Origin of the sequence: Photobacterium sp. TLY01, assembly GCF_021432065.1 — a bacterium.
Lineage (GTDB): Bacteria > Pseudomonadota > Gammaproteobacteria > Enterobacterales > Vibrionaceae > Photobacterium > Photobacterium halotolerans_A.
Map to the genome: position 1 here is coordinate 193,438 of NZ_CP090365.1, position 20,965 is coordinate 214,402.

At 54.1% G+C, this 20,965-nt stretch carries 20 protein-coding genes and 1 pseudogene; 6 read left to right on the forward strand and 15 right to left on the reverse strand.

Translation table 11 applies throughout. The annotated features are described in order from the left end of the window. Positions 1 to 94: 94 nt before the first annotated feature. From LN341_RS21905 to LN341_RS16500, 14 genes and pseudogenes are all read right to left on the reverse strand, one after another. Positions 95 to 328, reverse strand: a complete 234-nt coding sequence (locus tag LN341_RS21905; protein ID WP_370643799.1) for a transposase — start codon at positions 326 to 328, stop codon at positions 95 to 97. Then, positions 244 to 933: pseudogene (locus tag LN341_RS16440) on the reverse strand (IS4 family transposase); the annotation flags it as partial. The gene LN341_RS21905 and the pseudogene LN341_RS16440, both read right to left, overlap by 85 nt. Before the next feature lie 35 nt (positions 934 to 968). Next, positions 969 to 1,247: a transposase domain-containing protein gene (locus LN341_RS16445; RefSeq protein WP_234206062.1), complete on the reverse strand. Its 279-nt coding sequence runs from the start codon at positions 1,245 to 1,247 to the stop codon at positions 969 to 971. 128 nt (positions 1,248 to 1,375) lie between these two features. Then, entirely contained in the window at positions 1,376 to 3,010 is a 1,635-nt protein-coding gene (locus LN341_RS16450) for a methyl-accepting chemotaxis protein (protein WP_234206065.1), read from the reverse strand. Positions 3,011 to 3,030: 20 nt separating this feature from the next. Continuing rightward, positions 3,031 to 3,285: a hypothetical protein gene (locus LN341_RS16455; protein WP_046221608.1), complete on the reverse strand. Its 255-nt coding sequence runs from the start codon at positions 3,283 to 3,285 to the stop codon at positions 3,031 to 3,033. Between the two features lie 378 nt (positions 3,286 to 3,663). Continuing rightward, positions 3,664 to 3,996 carry a nitrite reductase small subunit NirD gene (gene nirD, locus LN341_RS16460; protein ID WP_046221609.1) on the reverse strand — a complete coding sequence of 111 codons (333 nt, stop codon included), beginning with the start codon at positions 3,994 to 3,996 and terminating at the stop codon, positions 3,664 to 3,666. Then, positions 3,993 to 6,521, reverse strand: a complete 2,529-nt coding sequence (gene nirB / locus LN341_RS16465) for a nitrite reductase large subunit NirB (protein ID WP_234206632.1) — start codon at positions 6,519 to 6,521, stop codon at positions 3,993 to 3,995. Before nirB ends, nirD begins: the two co-directional genes overlap by 4 nt. 47 nt (positions 6,522 to 6,568) lie before the next feature. Then, a complete protein-coding gene (locus tag LN341_RS16470) occupies positions 6,569 to 7,393 on the reverse strand; it encodes an ABC transporter ATP-binding protein (RefSeq protein WP_234206067.1) in 825 nt (274 codons plus the stop codon). Positions 7,394 to 7,418: 25 nt separating this feature from the next. Further along, entirely contained in the window at positions 7,419 to 8,390 is a 972-nt protein-coding gene (locus LN341_RS16475; RefSeq protein WP_234206069.1) for an ABC transporter permease, read from the reverse strand. Positions 8,391 to 8,402: 12 nt separating this feature from the next. Then, entirely contained in the window at positions 8,403 to 9,746 is a 1,344-nt protein-coding gene (locus tag LN341_RS16480; RefSeq protein WP_234206634.1) for a CmpA/NrtA family ABC transporter substrate-binding protein, read from the reverse strand. A gap of 144 nt (positions 9,747 to 9,890) precedes the next feature. Then, on the reverse strand, positions 9,891 to 10,505 hold the full coding sequence (locus LN341_RS16485; RefSeq protein ID WP_052730048.1) for an ANTAR domain-containing response regulator: 615 nt from the start codon (positions 10,503 to 10,505) through the stop codon (positions 9,891 to 9,893). 78 nt (positions 10,506 to 10,583) lie between these two features. Further along, a complete protein-coding gene (gene cobA, locus LN341_RS16490) occupies positions 10,584 to 11,534 on the reverse strand; it encodes a uroporphyrinogen-III C-methyltransferase (protein ID WP_370643779.1) in 951 nt (316 codons plus the stop codon). Next, entirely contained in the window at positions 11,432 to 14,104 is a 2,673-nt protein-coding gene (locus LN341_RS16495; protein WP_234206073.1) for a nitrate reductase, read from the reverse strand. The genes cobA and LN341_RS16495 overlap by 103 nt, the downstream gene beginning before the upstream one ends. 273 nt (positions 14,105 to 14,377) lie before the next feature. Then, a complete protein-coding gene (locus LN341_RS16500) occupies positions 14,378 to 15,298 on the reverse strand; it encodes a DMT family transporter (protein WP_234206075.1) in 921 nt (306 codons plus the stop codon). A gap of 91 nt (positions 15,299 to 15,389) precedes the next feature. Between LN341_RS16500 and LN341_RS16505 the strand changes: the two genes are divergently transcribed. Continuing rightward, positions 15,390 to 16,304 (forward strand): LysR substrate-binding domain-containing protein, encoded by a 915-nt coding sequence (locus tag LN341_RS16505; RefSeq protein ID WP_234206077.1) that lies wholly within the window; start codon positions 15,390 to 15,392, stop codon positions 16,302 to 16,304. Here the strand turns inward: LN341_RS16505 and LN341_RS16510 are convergent, their stop codons facing one another. Continuing rightward, on the reverse strand, positions 16,305 to 17,297 hold the full coding sequence (locus LN341_RS16510; RefSeq protein ID WP_234206079.1) for a hypothetical protein: 993 nt from the start codon (positions 17,295 to 17,297) through the stop codon (positions 16,305 to 16,307). Positions 17,298 to 17,663: 366 nt separating this feature from the next. Between LN341_RS16510 and LN341_RS16515 the strand changes: the two genes are divergently transcribed. From LN341_RS16515 to LN341_RS16535, 5 genes are all read left to right on the forward strand, one after another. Continuing rightward, the gene (locus LN341_RS16515) at positions 17,664 to 18,062 is read left to right on the forward strand and encodes a DUF2170 family protein (protein WP_234206081.1); all 399 of its coding nucleotides are present in this window, start codon (positions 17,664 to 17,666) and stop codon (positions 18,060 to 18,062) included. Further along, on the forward strand, positions 18,059 to 18,748 hold the full coding sequence (locus LN341_RS16520; protein WP_234206084.1) for a PspA/IM30 family protein: 690 nt from the start codon (positions 18,059 to 18,061) through the stop codon (positions 18,746 to 18,748). The genes LN341_RS16515 and LN341_RS16520 overlap by 4 nt, the downstream gene beginning before the upstream one ends. A gap of 65 nt (positions 18,749 to 18,813) precedes the next feature. Continuing rightward, positions 18,814 to 19,842, forward strand: coding sequence for a potassium channel protein (locus tag LN341_RS16525; RefSeq protein ID WP_046221620.1), 1,029 nt, complete (start codon positions 18,814 to 18,816; stop codon positions 19,840 to 19,842). Positions 19,843 to 19,859: 17 nt separating this feature from the next. Next, positions 19,860 to 20,495: a YjfK family protein gene (locus LN341_RS16530; protein ID WP_046221621.1), complete on the forward strand. Its 636-nt coding sequence runs from the start codon at positions 19,860 to 19,862 to the stop codon at positions 20,493 to 20,495. 43 nt (positions 20,496 to 20,538) lie between these two features. Beyond that, the gene (locus LN341_RS16535; RefSeq protein ID WP_046221622.1) at positions 20,539 to 20,955 is read left to right on the forward strand and encodes a DUF350 domain-containing protein; all 417 of its coding nucleotides are present in this window, start codon (positions 20,539 to 20,541) and stop codon (positions 20,953 to 20,955) included. Positions 20,956 to 20,965 lie beyond the last annotated feature (10 nt).

Genomic DNA, 20,965 nt, shown 5'->3' on the forward strand with positions numbered 1-20,965 from the left:
TAAATCTTTGAGTCGTGCTGGTATCGACTGTAAGTTTCTCGTCTGACATATCGCTGTATAGTCATACAAAACCACCTTAAAACCGAGTTTAAAGCTAATTCTCAGGGGACTGACTTTCGCTTCCTTGGCCGCTCATTTCGTAGCGGATCAGGTTATAGGCAAGCAACAACCCATATACCTCCTGATAAACTAAAGTGATTTTCTTGCTTCTTAGGGCGATGGCTTTACGAAGCATCGTACATTTTATTTCACGATACCCAAGTTCAATTTCCCAGCGCTGATGGTAAAGTTCGACGATTTTAGCTGCATCATAATGATTTTTTGGCAATGATGTCGCAAGGAAACGTTCAGGGAAACCATCAACTGATAACGAATGACTCGAAAGTACCATTCTTTCGGTAACGATGGTGACTGCTTTTGCGCATGGGAACTCAGCTTTCGTTTCACAAGCCAGTCGTTATCATCGTATTCATCCACTATTTCATAGTTGATATCTTTCTTTAATGGTGTCACCGAATGGCGATTACTTCCTTTATTTTCAACGTGATGAAGTAGCTCTGCGCCGTGATAGAGTTTGTCCATTAGTAGCACTGAATTATCGTCGATGCTGTCCACCAACTGAGATGCTTGAGTAATTTCAGCCTCCCGGTAAGGGCCGGCCGCCGCTTTAAGTATCAATCGTGTGGCGGTATCCATTAAACAAGTCAACTGCATTACCGGATAACCGGACTGATATTCAGAAGCAGTGTTTGCAGAACCGAAATGTTCTCGGCACTCTGGGGTGTCTTCAACACGAAATTGAGTCCCGTCAATGGTATAGACTCTGAGACCTTCCCATTTATCCACCTCAACCTGTCCGGCCCAATGACTGGCACTTTGATGGAATAACCACTGTATAGGCTCAACACCCAACCGTTTACGAGCTTCGATGAGAGAGCTTTTAGCTTTTAGCTTTTAGCTTTTAGCTTTTAGCTTTTAGCTGATAGCAAAGCGTTGTCTAATTGCTTGGAATTTAACGCTAATTGTTCAGCAACAGTATGGATAGACTCCTGTCTCAGCAATGACATGCCAATCACGAGTCTGAGAACATCTTGCGGCTGAATTTTTCGACGTCGGACCGTCGCATGGGATGTCATACTCAATGCGTTGTTTACCCACTCAATAGGCAGGTGAGTATTCAAGACATGTAAGTAATCGCTCTGCAGTGGGTAGCTTGAAGAAAAGTCTTCTAATTCAGCAGCAAACATACGGGCTCCTTTCAGTCGAGCCTGTAGTTTGCTTGAATTTAAGGATCGTTCAAGTTCTTCATTTTCCTTAAACGATCAGCATTGCGCGAAGGCGGGAATCCAAAAGACTTAGAATCCACAGCTGGCCTCTAAGCCAGCTTAAAGCGGTTGATCATCTTCATCAGATCCGCCGACACATGCAGTAGTTCATCGCTCGCCTGCGCCATCTGGTTTGACTCCGTCGATACCGACAGGGACATATCCTTCAGGCTGACCACATTGCAGTTAATGTCGTTCAGGGTCAGGGTTTGTTGCTCGGTTGCGGTGGCGACATGCTGGTTCATCGCCTGGATCGTCTGCACTTCAGCGTTAATATTATTGAGTGCGACGCCAGCTTCTGCTGATATCTTCGAAGCATTTGTGGCTTTTTCTGTCCCTGTTGCCATCACTTTCACCGCATTTTCTGCGCCGTGCTGAAGTTGCTCGACGATTTTCTGGATTTCCAGCGTCGATTCCTGCGTGCGCTGCGACAGGGTTCGGACTTCATCGGCAACGACGGCAAAGCCGCGTCCCGCTTCCCCGGCACGGGCGGCTTCAATCGCGGCGTTCAGGGCCAGCAGGTTGGTCTGCTCGGCAATCCCGCGGATCACTTCCAGTACGGTATCCACGTTACGGCTGTCGGTCGCCAATTGTTCGACCACCTGACTGGCCTGCGCAATGTTGTCGGCCAGCTGATTCGCTTCTTCGACATTTCGGTCCACAATCTGCTTTCCGCTTTTGGTTCCTTTGGCCGCCGACAAACTGGCGTCGTTGGCTTCGACCGTGCGGCGGCTGACCTCTTCTACCGTCGCCAGCATCTCGTTCATGGCGGTTGCCAGTTGCTCAACATCATTTTGCTGCTGGTTCAGGTTATGGTCGACGGTATGGATCGACGATGAAACCTGATTCGCCGCAGTCGCCACCTGAGTGCCGGATGTATTGATCTGCTGCAAAATCGACTGGATTGAGGCGACAAACTGGTTGAAATACTTCGATAAGGTGGCCAGTTCATCCCGGCCAGATTCATCCAGCCTCTGTGTCAGATCGCCTTCACCCCGGGACAGTGCTTTCATCGCATCCACGGTTTGTTTTAATGGCGCAGTAATCGAGCGGATCATCAGTGCAATCAGGACAGACAGTACCACCAGCATGATACCAACATTGGTCAGGGCGATCATTTCCGCTTTCCGGACATCCGTCTGCAGCGCCTGCATATTCATGCCACTGCCGATTAGCCATTGCCACGGGCCAAATTCCAGCACATAACTGGTTTTCGGCTCAGAGGCATTGGTACTCTGGCCACTGTGCCAGGCATAATCGACAAAGCCCCCGCCGTTTCTGGCTTCGACATATAACTGGCGCACAAACCGGAAGCCTTCCGCATCTTGCAGATCCATCGTATTGGTGCCAACCAGAGACGCCACACCCGCCAGTTGGATTCCGTTGCGATCGTTGACAAAGATATAGTTGCCCTGATCAAAGCGCATCGCGGCAATGGCCGCAATGGCGTCAGACTTGGCCTGAGATTCGCTCAGAGTGCCGGACTGACTGAGCCCGTGGTAGTATGCAATCACGCTGACGGCACTCTCGACCAGATTCACCACTCCCCGTTCATAATTGTCTCGCATAAACTCACGCGATTTACTGGCATTGACAAAGGTATTCACCACTAATCCTGCGGCAAACAACACCAGCAGCATCCATATTCGTGCAGCAATACTGAAACCAGAAAACCAGGTTTTCATTCTGTCCTCTCCTTGTCCTGTCATGACTGACTGTCATCTGGGGTACTCAATTCCTGCTGACCTTCCAGACAGAGATGCGCTAACGAATACAGTTCGCGTAATTTGGCCTGAGTCAGTTTCAAGTCTTCACTGTGATTTGCGGCAAAATGATCCACAGCCTCTTCAAAGCTGGTCAGTAGAATGTGCGACTGCGTTTGCGCTTGATCAGCCGCTGTTTTTTCCGAGTGGTTCGTTGCTTGTTGCATGTCCCTGGCCTGCTGAAATACCTGATTCATAGAATTTCCTTGTGATGATAAGGTTCGAAGCAATCAGTACCCTTTCCACCTGCGTATGACGTGACCGGCTCCAATCCGCTGTTCTGCTCATCTCTTTGTATGAATAGATGAGCATAAATGGATTGGATAAAATCACTGTTCTAAACTTTGATAGTGTTCAAAATTCACACAAAAGGTCTCTGTTGGCAGGTAATTAAGCTGGTAATTCCCGGAATGATGAATATTGACCAGTGTCAATTTCCCGACAATGTAAGTCTTTGAATAAAAAAGCCAGCCATGAGGATTCCCCCTGGCTGGCTCGTGCCGCGTCACACCATGATGCGCGGCTTTTTTTATTTTTTGAGTGCGATACAGTGTGTCGTTTTTAACCGGGTACTGTTATGCGGTTGTGTTGACCCACACCTCCCCTTTCTCTACCTTCACTGGCCAGACAGGCACACTGACGTCGGGCTGTTCCAGACACTGGCCGGTTTGCAGGCTGAAATGCTGTTTATACAGGGGGGAGGCCACGCACACTTCCCCTTTGATATCCCCTACTATGCCTCTGGCTATTACAAACGCCTTGCCGATGGGATCCCAGTTATCCAGCGCAAAGACCGCTGGCTCTTGGGTTGGCAGATAAAAAAGGGCCAGTTGTCGTCCTTTTACCAATGCGCCCATGCCTGAATTGGCGATCAGGGCATCCAGATCGCAGACTCTGTTCCAGCTCATGCGCCCTCCTGTTCTGTGTGCTGAATGAATTCGGCCTTCGGATCCACCATCCGGACCGGAATACGCTGACCGCGTTCACGCCGGTAATCCGGTGTTGCAGCGGCATCACCTTCATTGACAAAGCGGCGGAAGCGGGCCAGTTTTTCCGGCGTTGACAAGGTGGTTTTCCATTCGCACTGATAAGTGTCCACCACATGATTCATTTGCGCTTCCAGCTCGGCGTTGAGGCCCAGGCTGTCGTCGACCACCACACTGCGCAGGTAATCCAGACCACCTTCCAGATTTTGCAGCCACACCGAAGTGCGCTGCAGCTTATCGGCCGTGCGGACATAAAACATCAGCACTCTATCGATCATGGTGACCAGCTCATCGGTCGACAGATCTGACACCAGCAGATCCGCATGGCGCGGACGCATGCCACCGTTGCCGCACACATAAAGATTCCAGCCATTTTCTGTCGCAATCACGCCGATATCTTTACTCTGAGCTTCAGCACATTCCCGGGTACAACCGGACACGGCAAACTTGAGTTTGTGCGGTGAGCGAAGCCCCTTGTAACGATTCTCCAGCATAATGGCCAGGCCCATGGAATCGTCCACACCATAGCGGCACCAGGTGGATCCCACGCAGGATTTGACGGTTCTCAATGACTTGCCGTAGGCATGGCCGGTTTCAAAACCAGCGTCAATCAGAGCCTGCCAGATATCCGGCAACTGCTCCAGTTGCGCACCGAACAGATCGACACGCTGGCCGCCGGTGATCTTGGTGTACAGGTCATATTTTTTCGCCACTTCCCCTAACACAATCAGTTTATCCGGGGTGATCTCGCCAGCCGGTATCCGGGGCACCACGGAATAACTGCCGTCTTTTTGCATGTTCGCCAGGAAGGCATCATTGGTGTCCTGTAACGGCTGATGTTTGGCATCCAGAACATGCTCATTCCACAGGGAAGCAAAAATCGAGGCGGCGGCGGGTTTGCAGACATCACAGCCCATTCCCTGACCATGGCGGGCGATCAGCTCATCGAAACTGCGGATTTGCTCGACCCGGGCCAGATGGAACAACTCCTGACGGGTATAAGCGAAGTGTTCACAGATGTGGTGATTGACTTCCATGCCCAGGGCGGCCAGTTCTTCATCGAGGACAGATTTCACCATGGTGCTGCAGCCGCCGCAGCCTGTGCCAGCCTTGGTACAGCTTTTTAATTCAGACAACTCGTGTGTGCCGGCCTGAACCGCGGCAGCGATATCGCCGCGTGTCACGTTATGGCAGGAACAAATGATGGCACCGGCGTCTTTACTGCCCTGCAAAGAAGAACAATCAAACAGCAGCTCGGCCGGATGCGCAGGCAGCGGCATGCCATTGAGGTAGCATTGCAGCAAGGCATCATAGTCCTGATTATCACCAATCAGGATCGCCCCCAACAGTTTGTCACCGGTGTCATTCACCACCAGCTTCTTGTACACACCGGCACGCATGTCCTGCAGCACCATCTCCTGACAACCTTCGCCCTGACCCAACGAATTACCGATGGCAGACACATCAACGCCCATCAGCTTCAGCTTGGTGCTCATGTCAGCCCCGCTGAACCGGCTGTCTCCGCCCAGAATCTGATCGGCTGTAATGCGCGCCATTCTGTAACCCGGTGCCACCAGCCCAAAGATTCGCTGCTGCCACAGAGCACATTCGCCGATGGCGTAGATATTCGGATCGCTGGTCTGGCAGGCATCGTTAATGACGATGCCGCCGCGCTCGCCAATCTCCAGGCCACACTGGCGCGCCAGCGTATCCTGTGGCCGGATACCGGCAGAAAAAACAATCACATCCACTTCCAGCGGCTCATGATCGCTGAAATTCATTCTGTGATATGCGGTTTCACCGTCGGTGATTGCCGTAGTGGCACGCTGGGTGTGAACCTGCACTCCTAACTCGGACACTTTGCTTTTCAGCAGCGCACTACCTGCATCATCAATCTGCACCGGCATCAGGCGGGGCGCAAATTCCACCACATGGGTTTCCAGGCCCAGCAAGCGCAATGCGTTTGCCGCTTCCAGCCCCAGCAGACCACCGCCCACCACGGCACCGGTTCTGGCGCCGGCACAGGCGGTTTTGATCGACGACAAATCATCTAACGTCCGGTAGACAAAGCAATTGTCCCGATCGCTGCCCTGCACAGGCGGCACAAACGGGAATGAACCGGTTGCCAGCACCAGCTTGTCATAGGCCAGCTGGGTATCACTGGCCAGGGTTACCCTTTGCTTGTCGCGGTCAATGGCCACAACCTGCTCACCGAGCAATAACTCAATGCCATTGTCCTGATACCACTGCTCACTGCTGAGCAGCAGATCCTGATGTTCACTACCGGAAAACAGCGATGACAGATGCACCCTGTCATACGCGACAAAACGCTCTTCCCCCAGCACGATGATCTGATAATGCTGATGGGCGTTCTTCGCCACCAGCTGTTCAATCAGGTGATGGCCGACCATGCCGTTGCCCACCACCAGTAATTTTTCTCTTTGCATCAACATAATACTCTCCTGCACATTCGCGATGTCACTGCTGCGCCCGATCAGGCCACTTTCTGGGTGCTTTTCTTGTCCGGGATCGGCGCCACTTTGCGTTGCTTCTCGTAAAGGAAACGCAGCACGCTCTGTCGCAGGCGCTGGTATACCGGATCATCGGCCAGCGCAACCCTGTCTCTTGGCCGCGGCAAATTGATATCCAGCACTTCGCCGATCGTCGCCGCCGGGCCATTGCTCATCATCACGATGCGGTCTGACAGCAGCACCGCCTCATCGACGTCATGGGTGATCATGATGACGGTGTTATTGAGCTCGGCCTGAATCGCCATCAAAGCATCCTGCAGATGTGCACGGGTCAGCGCATCCAGCGCGCCGAAAGGCTCATCCATCAGCAGTACTTTTGGCTGCATGGCCAGCGCCCGGGCAATCCCGACCCGTTGTTTCATCCCGCCGGAAATCTCATCCGGCCGTTTATCATGGGCGTGATCCATCTGCACCAGTCTCAGGTAGTGCATCACCTCATCGCGGATAGCCGCCGAGGCTTTACCTTTGCAGACTTGCTTCACCGCCAGTTCGACGTTCTGGTACACCGTCAGCCAGGGAAGCAGGGCATGGTTCTGGAACACCACGGCCCGCTCGGGTCCCGGCCCGTCAATTTCACGGCCTTCCAGGATCACCCCGCCGTCTGTTGCATCCAGCAAGCCCGCAACCAGATTGAGCACAGTCGATTTGCCGCACCCTGAGTGACCAATCAGAGAAATAAACTCCCCTTTATTGATGGTGAAGTTGACGTCTTTCAGCGCCACAAACTCGCCATTTGGCGTCGGAAAACGCATTCCCAGATAACTGAGCAATAAATATTCGCGTGACATGGTTCTCTCCTTGTCTTCAGCTGACTCAGCGCAGGCTCAGCTGTTTATTCCATGAAAAATGTCGTTGCAGGCTGAGCATGCCGCGATCGAGCAGCAAACCAATCAAACCGATGGTCACAACAGCCACCATGATTCTGCCCAGGGATGCTGAGCTGCCGTTTTGAAACTCATCCCAGACGAACTTGCCCAGCCCCGGGTTTTGCGCCAGCATTTCTGCGGCGATCAGCACCATCCATGCCACACCGAGCGACAAGCGCAGGCCGGTGAAGATCATGGGCACGGCAGAGGGCAGCACTATGGTTCTGACATGCTGCCAGCGTGACAGCTTGAGCACCCGGCTGACGTTGAGCAGATCGTGATCGACTGCTGTCACGCCGACTGCCGTATTGATCAAGGTTGGCCACAGGCTGCACATCGCCACGGTAAACAGCGAGTTGAGAAACGATTTCGACACCAGCGGGTCATCGCTGACATAGAGCGCACTCACCACCATAGTGACGATGGGCAGCCAGGCCAGCGGCGACACGGGTTTTAACAGCTGAATCACAGGGTTAAAGGCCGCGTACAGGCTCTTGTTCAGTCCCAGCACGATCCCGGCAGGTATGGCTAAAGCAGAAGCCAGCAGGAAACCGGCGGCTACGGTCAGCAAACTGGTACCAATCTGATCAAAAAACGTCGGTTTGCCTGTGTAATCCCGGGTTTTCACCTCTGCCTGCGGATTTTGCGCCAGTATGGCGGTATTGCGCTGTTCCTGACGTTCGTAGAACGCGGCTTCGCGGCTGCGTTCACGCTGATGTTCGTCCACCAGACCGGTGAATTGCTGCCAGGTCTGCGCCGGGCCGGGTAAGGTGCCCAGCGAGGTATTGACCTGACTGGCCGCCAGATGCCAGATCACCAGAAAAACCAGCAATCCCAGCGCAGGCAAAGCCAGTGCGCGGCTGAAGTGAATCACGTGGGCCGGTTTGGGGATCGCCGGTAATGTGAGAATCGATGCCATGAGCGGTACTCCTTACAATGTGTCGTCGCCTTTCAGACCAATCGCAAACTTGTTGAGGTAAGCGTTGGGCTGCTGGCCATCAAAAGTGATCTGATCGATAAATCCTTGCTGGGGCGGACGAAAACCGTCTTCCCGGTCAAAGTCAGGAAAATCAGCCGCAGTCAGCTTGCCTTCTTCGATTAAGGCTTCAGCGGCCTGACGGTAGATATCCGGCCGGTAGACTTGTCTGGCGATCGACATATACCAGTCATCGGATTTCGCTTCCGGGATCTGCCCCCAGCGGCGCATCTGGGTCAGGGTCCAAACGGCATCGCTGTAATACGGATAAGTGGCGTGGTAGCGGAAGAACACATTGAAATCCGGCGCCGGGCGGATATCGCCTTTCTCATATTCAAAGGTGCCCGTCATGCTGTTGGCGATCACTTTGGCATCCGCCCCCACATACTGGCTGCGGGCGAGTAAAGCCACCGCTTGCTGCCGGTTGGCATTGTTTTTTTCGTCCAGCCAGTGCGCGGCGCGGATCAGGGCTTTCACCACTCGGATATGAGTATTGGGATAGGCATCGGCCCAGGCTTTGCTGACCCCGAACACTTTCTCCGGGTTGTTCCGCCAGATGTCGTAATCGGTAATCACCGGCACGCCGATGCCTTTGGAGACGGCCTGCTGATTCCAGGGTTCACCGACGCTGTAGCCCTGAATGGTCGCGGCCTCCAGCGTCGCAGGCATTTGTGGCGGCGGGGTGACACTCAAGAGCACATCCGCCTGACGCTGGCCGCTGTTATCACCATGGGCCGGTGCGTAATACCCCGGATGGATTCCCCCGGCGGCTAACCAGTAACGCAGCTCATAGTTATGTGTTGAGACAGGAAACACCATGCCCATGTTGAACGACTTGCCTTGCGCCTGATACGAGGCAATCACAGGTTTGAGCGCACTGGCACTGATGGGGTGCCGGGGTTTGCCGCTGTCCGTTTTCGCGATGTTCGGCTTGATGGCATCCCAGACATTGTTGGCCACCGTGATGGCATTGCCGTTGAGATCCATGCTGAACGCCGTGATCACTTCGGCTTTAGTACCTATGCCTATGGTGGCGCCAATCGGCTGCCCGGCCAGCATGTGGGCACCATCCAGCTCGCCGTCAATCACCCGGTCCAGCAGCACTTTCCAGTTGGCCTGCGCTTCGAGTGACACGTACAAGCCTTCGTCTTCGAAAAAGAAGTTTTCATACGCCACGGCCAGCGGGGCCATATCAGTCAGCTTGATAAAGCCGAACTTCAGCTCATCTTTTTCCGGCGGGCCGACCTGGGCCTGTGCCTGCAGTGATATCAGACTGGCACTGGCGATGCCGGCTATCATCCATCGATTGATCGATTCCATATCCAAACCTCTTCCATAGATAAAAAACAAAACGTTAAAAACAAAAAACGCCGCCCTCCCCGAAAGGAGCAGCGACGTTGCTGTATTGATCAATTTTTCAGTGGCGTGTGACGTGGCGCCGAATCACATACGGTTCAGGCTCAGCAGCAGGTTTTTCGCTATCTGGCCTAAACTCTGGCTGTTGTGCATCGCGGCCTCACGAAGCAGGCGATAAGCCTGAGCCTCATCCAGCCCCTGATGCTTCATCAGCAGTCCTTTGGCCTGCTCGACCAGCCGCCTGTCTTCAAGGCGGCGATTCAGCGTCGCCAGCGCACTTTCCATCTGACTTTGGCTGTCCCTGACCTGGCATGCCCTTGCTACCCAGACACTCAGCGCCGTTGCTGAGTCTGCCGGTAAAAGCACATAGCCGTTTGGTGCGGGGAGCCTGTCAATATCCTGATGCTCAAGCTGTCGGAGCAGGACCACCAGCGGCCACCGTTGGCTGTCTGCATGGTCTGCCAGCATCCTCAGCTCAGCATCCGCTCTGGCCCAGCTGATCACCAGCACATTGTCCTGTGTCTCTGTGGTCAGTGCCGCAAGCTGGCTGAAGCCACAGCCGATCACGTTGTCATAGCTGACCGCCAGCTCGCCGGTCAGCTTTGCCTGTTCCCGGGTGCAGTCGCTGCAAACCAGTATCTGACGGGTGTCTTGATGGTTGGCGGCGACTTGCTTTCGATCTGACTTTTCTGGCTTTGCCATTGGTCTGTCTTCCCTGTACACAATGGTTCAACACGCATTCATCCATAAAGAAGCAAGCCATCAGCCACTTAGTCAAAATCAGCCGTAAAATACCTCTTTAGGGTTAGTCTCAGGAGCATCCTTGCAGTTAAGTGCTTGATTCAGCGTGGCACGCAGGGCAACCACATCGCCGATAATCAGCAATGCCGGCGACTGTCCTTTGAGTGCCTGCCCCAGTTTGGTGAGCTTGCCCAATGACGACACATGGACTTTCTCCTCCGGTGTGCAGCCTTTCACCACCACAGCCAGCGGTGTGTCTTTACTCAGGCCGCCCAGAGTCAGACCGCTTTGGATCTCTCTGGCCTGCTCAAGCCCCATATAAAAGACAATGGTCTGCCCCGCGCCAATCAGTTGCGCCCAGGCAGGTAACGCACCGGACACCACATGGCCGGTGACCAGAGTGACGGAACGGGACATTTCTCTGTGCGTCAGCGGTATTGAGGTGGATGCCGCGCAGCCAATGGCCGCGGTAATGCCGGGCACGAAATCAAACGGGATTGCCTCTGCCGCCAGCGCCAGTCCTTCTTCCCCGCCACGGCCGAAAATCAGCGGGTCGCCGCCTTTTAGCCGCACCACATAGCGGCCTTGTCTGGCCTGCTCAATCAGGACCTGATTAATGGCTTCCTGCTTCATGCTGGGCTGACCGCAGCGCTTCCCCACATAGATACGTTCGGCATCCGGGTTCGCCATTGCCAGAATCGCATCGCTGACCAGACGGTCATACACCAGCACTTCGGCTTGCTGAATGGCTTTGAGGGCTTTTAAGGTCAGCAATTCAGGATCGCCCGGCCCCGCTCCCACCAGACTGACGGAAGGGCGATGCGGCGCGGGCTGGAGCCGGGTGACCGTCGCTGCGCTGTGTGTCGATGTCATTGGTTTTACTGTACTCATCCCTGTTCTCCTTCCGTTACTGCTTCTTCCGTGTTCACTTGCGTCTGCTTGAGCAGTGCCTTGACTTCGCCAAGACAAGACCCACAGTTCGAGCCACATTTCAGTTGTGCTTGTAGTCCCGCCAGACTGGTCAGCCCGTGCTGTTCAATCGCGTGCATGATCTGTCTGTCCGTGACCCTGAAGCAGCTGCACACCAGTTTTGAGGGGGCCTGTCCCTGCATCGCCAGTGCCAGAAAAGCACTGACCGAAAACGCCTTGTCAAACAACGCAGTATAGGGCTGAGGATCAGATCGAAGTGGCTGCTCGCTCACCAGACACATGGCGGTTAACCGGGTGCCGGCTGTCATCAGCGCCGTCCAGCCGCCGTTGCCTGCATCGTCAATCACCAATGCCTGAGGGGTGAGACCGTACAGATGGGATTTAGACAGCGGCGTGCTGCAGGCAAAGCGCCAGAGATTAACCTTGTCTCCGGTCTGGAAACTGAGGAAATCTGTCTCAAACGGCGGTGGCTGATCGCCCATCCAGATCCCGTAACTGGCAGCCCGGGCCGGTGACAGCGTCACACCCGCCGATTTGAAGGCTGGCTGGCCCGACACAGGATCCACCTCTGGCGCCACCATCTGATTAACCCGGCTGGCAAAACCAAATGCGCCGGCCCAGTGCATCGACATGTAGAGCTGGTTTGACGACAGGCCATCATCAACCGCCAGCTTGGCCAGCATGCTGTTGCCGTCATAACCGAGTGACACCAACTGTCCTTCACTGAGCTGGGATTGACTGGCCGACAGCGGATGCATATACACAGTCGGCTCCGTTTCGCTCTCGGCCAGTCTGGCAATATGGCCGGTGCGCGTCATAGTGTGCCACTGATCGCGTTGCCGTCCGGTATTGAGCCACCAGACCCCGGGCCGGGCCGCTTGTTCGCGATGACGAACGGTGATCAGATTGGCGCGGCCGCTGGCGGTCGGGAACACCCCGTCACTGAACAGGTGTGACTCCCTGCCCAGCGGCCAGCGCTGCGGCTGCCAGTCGGCATACTCGGCATCTGTCATTGACGCTAACGCTGAAATATCAAACAGATAAGGTGAGTCCCGGTTAATACGGCTCAAGGCAGCGTATTCGCGATACACATCCGCCACAGTGGCAAAATCAAACCCACTGAAGCCCATTTTCTTCGCCACTTCACAGATTGCCCACCAGTCTGCTTTGGCCTCACCGGGCGGAGACAGAAATGCCCGCTGACGGGAGATCATCCGCTCTGAGTTGGTCACCATACCGTCTTTCTCGCCCCAGCCGGCTGCCGGCAGCAGCACATCAGCAAATGCTGCCGTGTCTGCCTCGGGCGAGATATCTGACACCACCACGCACTCACAACGCGCCAAGGCTTCCGCCACTTTGCGGCTGTCAGGCAAAGACACCACAGGGTTAGTCGCAATCACCCAGACAAATTTAATCTTGCCCTGATGAATCGCCTCAAACAGCTCGAGGGCTTTCAGGCCCGGTTGAGTAGCCATATTCGGCGCCTGCCAAAAGTCACCCACAGCAGCAACTGACTCTGGGTCAAAGCCTCTGTGGACCGCCAGCTGGTTTGCCAGCCCGCCGACTTCGCGGCCACCCATGGCGTTGGGTTGTCCGGTCAGCGAGAATGGCCCGGCGCCCGGTTTGCCAATTCGTCCGGTAGCCAGATGACAGTTAATCACCGCGTTGGCTTTGTCGGTGCCGTTGGCCGACTGGTTGATCCCCTGACAAAACAGAGTCAGAGTGTTCGGGGTGTCTCGGAACATCGCATAAAAAGTATTGAGCTGTTCCCGGCTCAGCCCCAGCGATTCCGCGCAACGGGCCAGACGATATTGATCGCGGCTGATTTCCGCTTTCAGTGAGTCAAAGCCCTCACAATGCATCGCGATAAACTCATCATCCAGCGCATGATGATCGGACAGATAACGCAGCAGGCCATTAAACAGCAGCACATCGCCGTCGTTCGCGATCGGCAGATGGAGATCGGCCTGCTCTGCCGTTGTCGTGCGTCTGGGGTCAATCACAACCAGACGCAGATCCGGGTTGGCTTCACGGGCCTGCTGAATACGGCGAAACAACACCGGATGCGTCCAGGCCGTATTGGCACCGACGATGACGATGAGATCCGATGTTGCGATATCGTCATAGTGCACCGGGACCAGATCTTCGCCAAACGCGCGGTTATGCGCCGCCACCGCCGAAGACATACAGAGCCGTGAATTAGTATCGATATTGGCCGTACCAATGAAGCCTTTCATCAGCTTGTTGGCGACATAGTAATCTTCTGTCAGCAACTGACCGGAGACATACAGGGCCACACTGTCCGGGCCGTATTTGGTAATCGTCTCTTTCAGCTTCTGTGCGATATACCCGGTGGCATCCGGCCAGCTGACTTCCTTGTTGCCCAGACGCGGATACAGCAGGCGACTGGGGATGCTCAGGCTCTCTTTCAATGCCGAGCCTTTGACACAAAGCGCCCCATGATTGGCCGGGTGGGAAAGATCACCGACAATTTCTGGCTGCTTGGTCAGACTGCCGGGCTGAAATCTGCCGTTCACCGCCACACCACAGCCGACGCCACAATAGGGACAGGCTGACTTCACTGCTTCACCTTGCTTACATCCTGCAACCTGACCGGCTGTGCTGCTCATATTTTTCTCCTTCACGTCCCGCTTCGCGCCGGTTTCAGACATAAAAAAAGCCACGCCCCCGGGAGAGGACGTGGCTGCAATGCCTAAAACCAAAGTATCAAGTGTTGAATGTCGTGTACCTTAGTTGTACTGCATCTTGTGTGCCAGTTTTTTCCACACTGATAAAATCGTTTTATTTCATATTATTACAATCCATCACTATCCAGTTGTCTGCCTTTGTACGGATGAAAACAGCCAATCTTAGTGCACCGCTGCACTGAGTTGGGGAGCCGTTTACCCGAGCCGCGCCTGCCGCTGCCTGAGCCATACCGGACCGAAGGTATTGAGCAGGGTCGCCAGCACAATCAGGCTGATGCCCACCACTTTGTTCCACATCAGTGTCTGTTCAAAAAAACTGACTTGCCAGAGAAACGCAAACAGCAGATTGGTGAGAATCAGCGGTGCCAGACTGGAGCCGGATTCCACCAGGCGATAGGCTTTGACCCGAAAGACCTGGGTATTGACGATGCACACCGCCAGCAACAATAGCGACGGTAACAGCAGCGATTGCAGATCGGTGAGCTGCTGCCAGCTGGCTGCCAGCCTGTCCGTGCTGTGGGTGAAGAGGACCAGAGGCAGCAACATCAGGCTGGCGAGCGTAAAGCACCAGGCATTCAAGCCAAAGGCCGACATACTGCCTTTGCTGACCCGGTAGAGGCTGACCTGAGAGCCGGCATTGAACACCCCTGCCGCGACCCCGACGATCAGTTCCGGCCGCAAAGAAAAACCGCCGGCATTGCCTGCCATCAGCACCACACCTAAAAAGGTGATCGTCAGATTCATGACCGTCATCGCCGGAATCCGGGTGTGAAATAACAGTTTTTCTAACACAGGAATGAACAGCGGTCCGGTACTGAACAACACCACAGTTTCCACCAGGCTCAAGTGGCTGAGCGAATAGAGAAAACACAGCTGCGCAGCCGCGACGCAGAAAGCCCGGATCCCCAGAGACTGCCAGAGCTTTTTGCTGTCTGGGACCGCCCACTGGGTCAGAGACATCAGCCACATCAGTAAGACAGCCGGCAGCGAAAATCGCAGAAAACTGAGCATTTCCACACTGATGAAATCCGTGAGCAATTTGGACACCAAACCGTTCACCGACAAACTGAAAGTGGAAGCCAGCATAAAAAAGAGAGGGCGCAAATCTGTTGTCATTCAGTACTCCTTAGCTGGTAAGAAGTCTAGAGAGGTTACAAATGATAAAAAAGCGAATAATATTAACCAAAACTGTTAGAAAAACTTACAGATGAGAAAGCTCGTTCCGCTGAAATCACTCTATGCGTTTGTGGCTGTCGCAGAGACAGGCAGCATGACAGATGCCGCCGAAGTCCTGCATGTCAGTCATTCGGCTGTCAGCCAGGCGATCAAATCGCTGGAAAGCCAGTTGGGTTTAGCGTTATTCCACCGGACGGGCCGCCGGGTAGAGCTGAACAGAAATGGCCGCAGATATTACCGCCAGGTGGCCCCGGCGCTCGAACAGATCGTCTCTGCCGGTGAAGCCTTGCAGCGGCAAAACCCGCACCGGCTGACGCTCAATATGGTGAACTCGCTGGCCCTGCACTGGTGGATCCCCAGAGTGCCCGATTTTCAGGCACTGGCACCGCATCTTGATATCCGGATTTCGACCCTGACCCATGTATTTGATCTCGATAAAGAGGGCGTGGACGTGGCTTTGATCCACGGCCGTCCGGATGACTGGCAAGGCTATCATTGCGAACAACTCGGTGACGATGAGCTGATTCTGGTCTGCGCACCGTCACTGCTCGACACAGACACAACGCGTACCGCAGCAGCTTTGTTATCGGCCCACCAGCCCATTTTTGTCACCAACCCAAGGCGAGAAAATGACTGGCAAATCTGGTGTGAAGCCAATCAGCTGCCGGTACCGGCACAGCGCCACAACCTTTGTTTTACTGCGTCCGTTCAGGCGGTGCAGGCCACGCTGAGGGGGCTGGGTATTCTGGTCACGCATCGTCTTTTCGTCCGGGATGAAATCCGGCAGGGACTGCTGAGTGAAATCGGCCCGTCGGTGCGCAATCCCTATCAGTCCTTTTATTTTGTCTGCCAGAAAGACAAGCTGGTTCAGGAAAGTGTCTTAACCCTGCGGGCCTGGCTGCATCATGAATTCCGGCAGGCCGGTGAATCAGAACGCTTGCCCTGATTACTCTTCTTCCGCCAGCCGCAGGTAATCGGAGAACAGAAAATTGCCCAGCAGCATGGACTGGTTTTCAGCGCCGTCGGAATAATCCAGATAAAAGCGCACCAGCAAGTAACCGGGCGAATCCCCCTGGCCGAGATCTAAAATATTGAGCGGCACTTCCAGCGCTTTATCCTGCCCGGACTGAAGGACGACAGGCTCGGTCAGGCTCACAGTCTCATCACGCTCCGGTCCCAGGCTCATCCCTTGTGCAGGCACCGTGACCCTTGGCGGAACCTTCTCGCCGGGATACCCTGTCTGAGCCGGCGCCGTGACAACAAAAACCCGCTCACTGCGCACAGCTTTCAGGCTTGCCTCTCTTGCCCCGCTGTTGGTAAAGCTGAAACGCAGCGTCGGCTGTAACCCGGCATTCACCTCATCTTCGATGTACGCCACAGGCTGGGGCAAATCACTTAAAGGCAGGTTGGAGAGCTTTCCCAGTTCATCGTACCGGTAGTAATGCGGTACGCCGTCATCGTGGATATATACATCCAACCGAGACAGTAGACTGCCCGTTGCGTCCGGATCGCGTTTGATATGGTAAATATACAGGGTATTCTGGCGGGCATTCCCCGCTAGTAAGCCTTCCACCACCAACTGCGAGGGAGAAGCAAACTGCTTCATCTGATCGGTATGCTGAAGGTAACCGGGATCGCCACAGAGCAACCAGGGGGGCAGGATGGCTGACCAGCGCTGGCACTCACCAGACAAGCGCTCCTGTTCGCCCGTCGTCTCCCTTTCAGCGATCAGTGCCTGATATTCTTTCTGACTCATGATGAGCAACTCGGGCAGCAGAAATGCCGACTTTTCCTCCGAAAACGGCGCCAGTGCAATGCCGGACAGATGCAACTCAGCGGGGCGGGTATGATAGGTGTAAATATTGAGCACAATGGCCCCCAGGATCATGGCGAGTAACAGCGGCAGTATGAACCGCAGCAGCAGATTTTTTTTGGTCATGGCAGCAACTCAGCAATCAGCACCAGGAGATTGTGCTAAGTATAGTCTTGATACGGGTTCTATCATTTGCCACTCTGGTGGTTCAGCGCACCCAAATCGCGTCGCAACGGATTGAACAGTATCAATCACGTATTGTTTCTTCAGGTGCATATCACAAAACAACACCATAAAAGGCAAAACCCGCATTCAATTATGAGCAGAAGGGCATACTCAGTCGCTCATTTAACTTATATTAGAGCACTCACTGGTACCTTTATGTTGCTGTCCTGTCACACCATTTTCAGGAACTTCATCAGGTAGCCACAGTCGAATTTTTTGTGCGACTGAATAACAGGTTTAATTTCTCTTAATCTAAGGATGCTGACTATGTGGCAACTTTCCGATCTGGCTCCCCTGCTGTCTGACCATGACGGCTGGGCAGTCGACATTCAGGGTCAGGCATTACTGATCCGCAATGAAGACAATATCGAAGCGTTTCTGGCGGTCTCAGGCGAGCAGATTCTGGTTGAAGTCTTACTCTTTGACGCCGCACAGGTGAAAGATACCGATGCGCTGAACCGGGAAATACTGCGCACCCATAAGATGTTCCCGCTCTCGACCATAGGGATCAATGCAATCAACGGCAACGACTACTATGTGGCCTTTGGTTCACTGTCCTCCCAGTCCAAAGCAGAAAGCGTTGTCATTGAAGTCGCCACGCTTTTCCGTAATGTTGAAGCATTTATTGATTTGTACCAGGACTTCCTGAAGGAGCAAACGGCATGAGTGTCTGGAAGAAACTTTTCACCGCAATCAAAGGCGGTGCCAACGAAGCCGCAGAAGCCGTCGCTGACAGCCAAGCGCTGCGTATTCTCGATCAGGAAATCCGTGAAGCCAAAGCAGAGTTGCGCCGCTCTGATGAAGCACTGGTTGGCATAGTAGCCAAACGGAAAATGTCTCAGCAAAAAGTGGAAAGTTTTAATCTGGGCATTACCGAATACGAAACTTACGCCCGTAACGCGATGGAAAAAGGCCAGCAGGACTTAGCACTGGAATGTGCCCAGAAAGTCGCTAACCTGCGCAATGAACAGCAGGCAGAACAGACCTATCTGGATCAGTTCACTCAGTCTGAGCAGACGCTGAGAACCAACATCGCGCAGGCCAAAGACAAGCTTCGTCAGCTGGAACAGCAAGTAGACGTGGTGAAAGCCAATGAAGCGGTGCAAAAGGCGCAGTCTGCGGTGTCATCCGGTCATGTCGGTGCCAACGCCAAAATGCATACCGCCGCCTCGTCGCTGGAGCGTATCAAGCAGCGTCAGGCGGAAAAAGCCGCTCAGCTGGAAGCATCTGCAGAAATGGCTGCCGAGCAATCTGGCAGTGCATTGGACAAGAAACTGGCCGACGCCGGCATCAAGAGCAGCGGCACAGCCTCTGCCGAAGATGAACTGGCACGCATTCTTGGTCGTCAGTAAGCGGTAATTCCAGGGGCTGATGTCAACGCGATGACCGGTCAGCCCTTTGGATTGAGGAGAAATGCATGTCTATCTGGTTGTTGGTCCGCCGCTGGGCCCATCAACAATTTAATCAACTCAATGGTCGAAACCTGCTCATCACGCTCCTGTGCTATATCGGCTTGTCCTGGCTGCTTCTTGAACTTGCGGGTGAGCAGGCGCTTACACACTCATTAACCCACTTTTTCTATTATCTGGTCGTGACGGCTTCTACCGTCGGCTACGGTGATTATTCTCCGGAAACCCAAGCCGGAAAGTGGGTGGTCGCCCTGTTCGTCATTCCTGGCGGTCTGGGTCTGTTCGCCATTGGTATAGGCCGCCTGGCGACGCACTTTATTGGTTATTGGAAAAGTGGCTTGCTCGGAAAACGGAGAATTAACGTGGAGAACCATATTCTGGTACTCGGCTGGAATCACCAGCGAACCTTGCACCTGATTAAAATGCTGCAGCACGAAGAACGCAAACGTCGTCACATTGTCTTATGCGTGCGCCCTGAAATGGAAAACCCGCTGCCGGGTGAAATCGACTTTGTGCGTGTGGTCAGCTTTACCGATACCACAGACATGGACAAGGCCGGTGTCAGCAAGGCGAGCTGCATCATCATTGATAACGAACAGGACGATGTGACGCTGGCAGCGGCACTCTATTGCTCCAGTCGCAACCCCGATGCGCATTTGCTCGCCTACTTCACCGATGAAGGTCTGAGCGACTTGCTGAAATCACATTGCCCTAAAGCAGAATGTATTCCGTCCGTGGCGGTTGAAATGCTGGCCAAGGCCGCCGTTGATCCGGGTTCCAGCGAACTGCACCATGAACTGCTGAGCACCCATCGTGGCATGACGCAGTATGCGGTGCGCTTTCCTGAGACCGCTGCACCAACCCAGATCAGCCGCCTGTTTACCCTGTTTAAAGAAGAGCACGAAGCGACTCTGATCGCCATTGATCGCGGACAGGGCGTGGAATTGAATCCGCCGTTGGATCTGGATGTTTTGCCCGGGGCCAACCTGTTCTATATCGCCGATGAACGGGTCGATAATTTCAACTGGCCGTCTTAAACCGGCAAGGAGTCGCTATGTTTGACTGGTTAAAAAAACGCAAGCAAACCGCAACCACTGAGCCGGCAGCCCCTGAGATCATCGGGCTTCGCTTAGGCGGGGCCTTTGAGCTGGATGATTTGAAACTGCGTCTGACCGAACCATCGCTGATGATTGAAGGGGCAGCGCGTACCCAGCTCATTCAGGCGGTCGGTGAGGTTTGGCTCGATGAACAAACGCGCCTGATCCGCTATTACACCGATGACGAGGGGTTTGTGCAGGTGCTGACCCACGGTGCCGGTGACGCCGATGTCAGCGAGGTGAAACTGTTTTACTTCTATGACAGCAAGCCTGTTGATACCGACAGTGAATGGCAGCATTTACTGGACAAAGGCATCGTCAAAGGCCAGTGGCAACTGGAAGACTTCACTTATCAACAAGTGTGGGAAAACAGTCGCCCTGTTGCAATGACCGAAAAAACCTGGCTGCAGAACGGGACGACCAGCGCGACCGATCAGTTTGTCATGGTCTACGAGAGAGACGCAGAAGCCGCGGTGAAAGAAGTGCTGCTGGTGTCTGCAGAAGAGAAAATATTCAACAACAGAGCCGAGCGCAGCCTGGTGTTGAGCACAGGATTTGACCTCAGCCCGACGGATTTTAAACTGATTGGCTGAGTCAGATAATCACCACTAAATATTGATAATTTCAGGGATTTCCATGGATCTTTTGACACAATCACTCGCCGGGCTAGGCTCGTTTATCATTTATTTCGCTATTTCTATCGTGTTCTTGATGCTGTTCAAGGTCATTTTTGTTCGCATTACCCCCTACGACGAGTGGAAACTGGTCAAAGAAGAAAAAAACACCGCTGCGGCCATTACCCTGTCCGGTTCTATTCTGGGTTACGCACTGGCGATCTCCGGGGCTGCCAGCAACTCAGTCAACTTCATTGACTTCTCGATCTGGGGTGTCGTGGCATTACTGGCACAAATGCTGGCCTATGTAATTGTCCGGGTGGGTTTCATGCCCCGTATTGCTGAGCGCATTGAAGCAGGAGAAATTCCTGCCGGCCTGCTGATGGCGGCGACCTCAGTGTCGGTTGGCCTGCTCAACGCGGCCTGCATGACCTATTAAGGGGGACTGT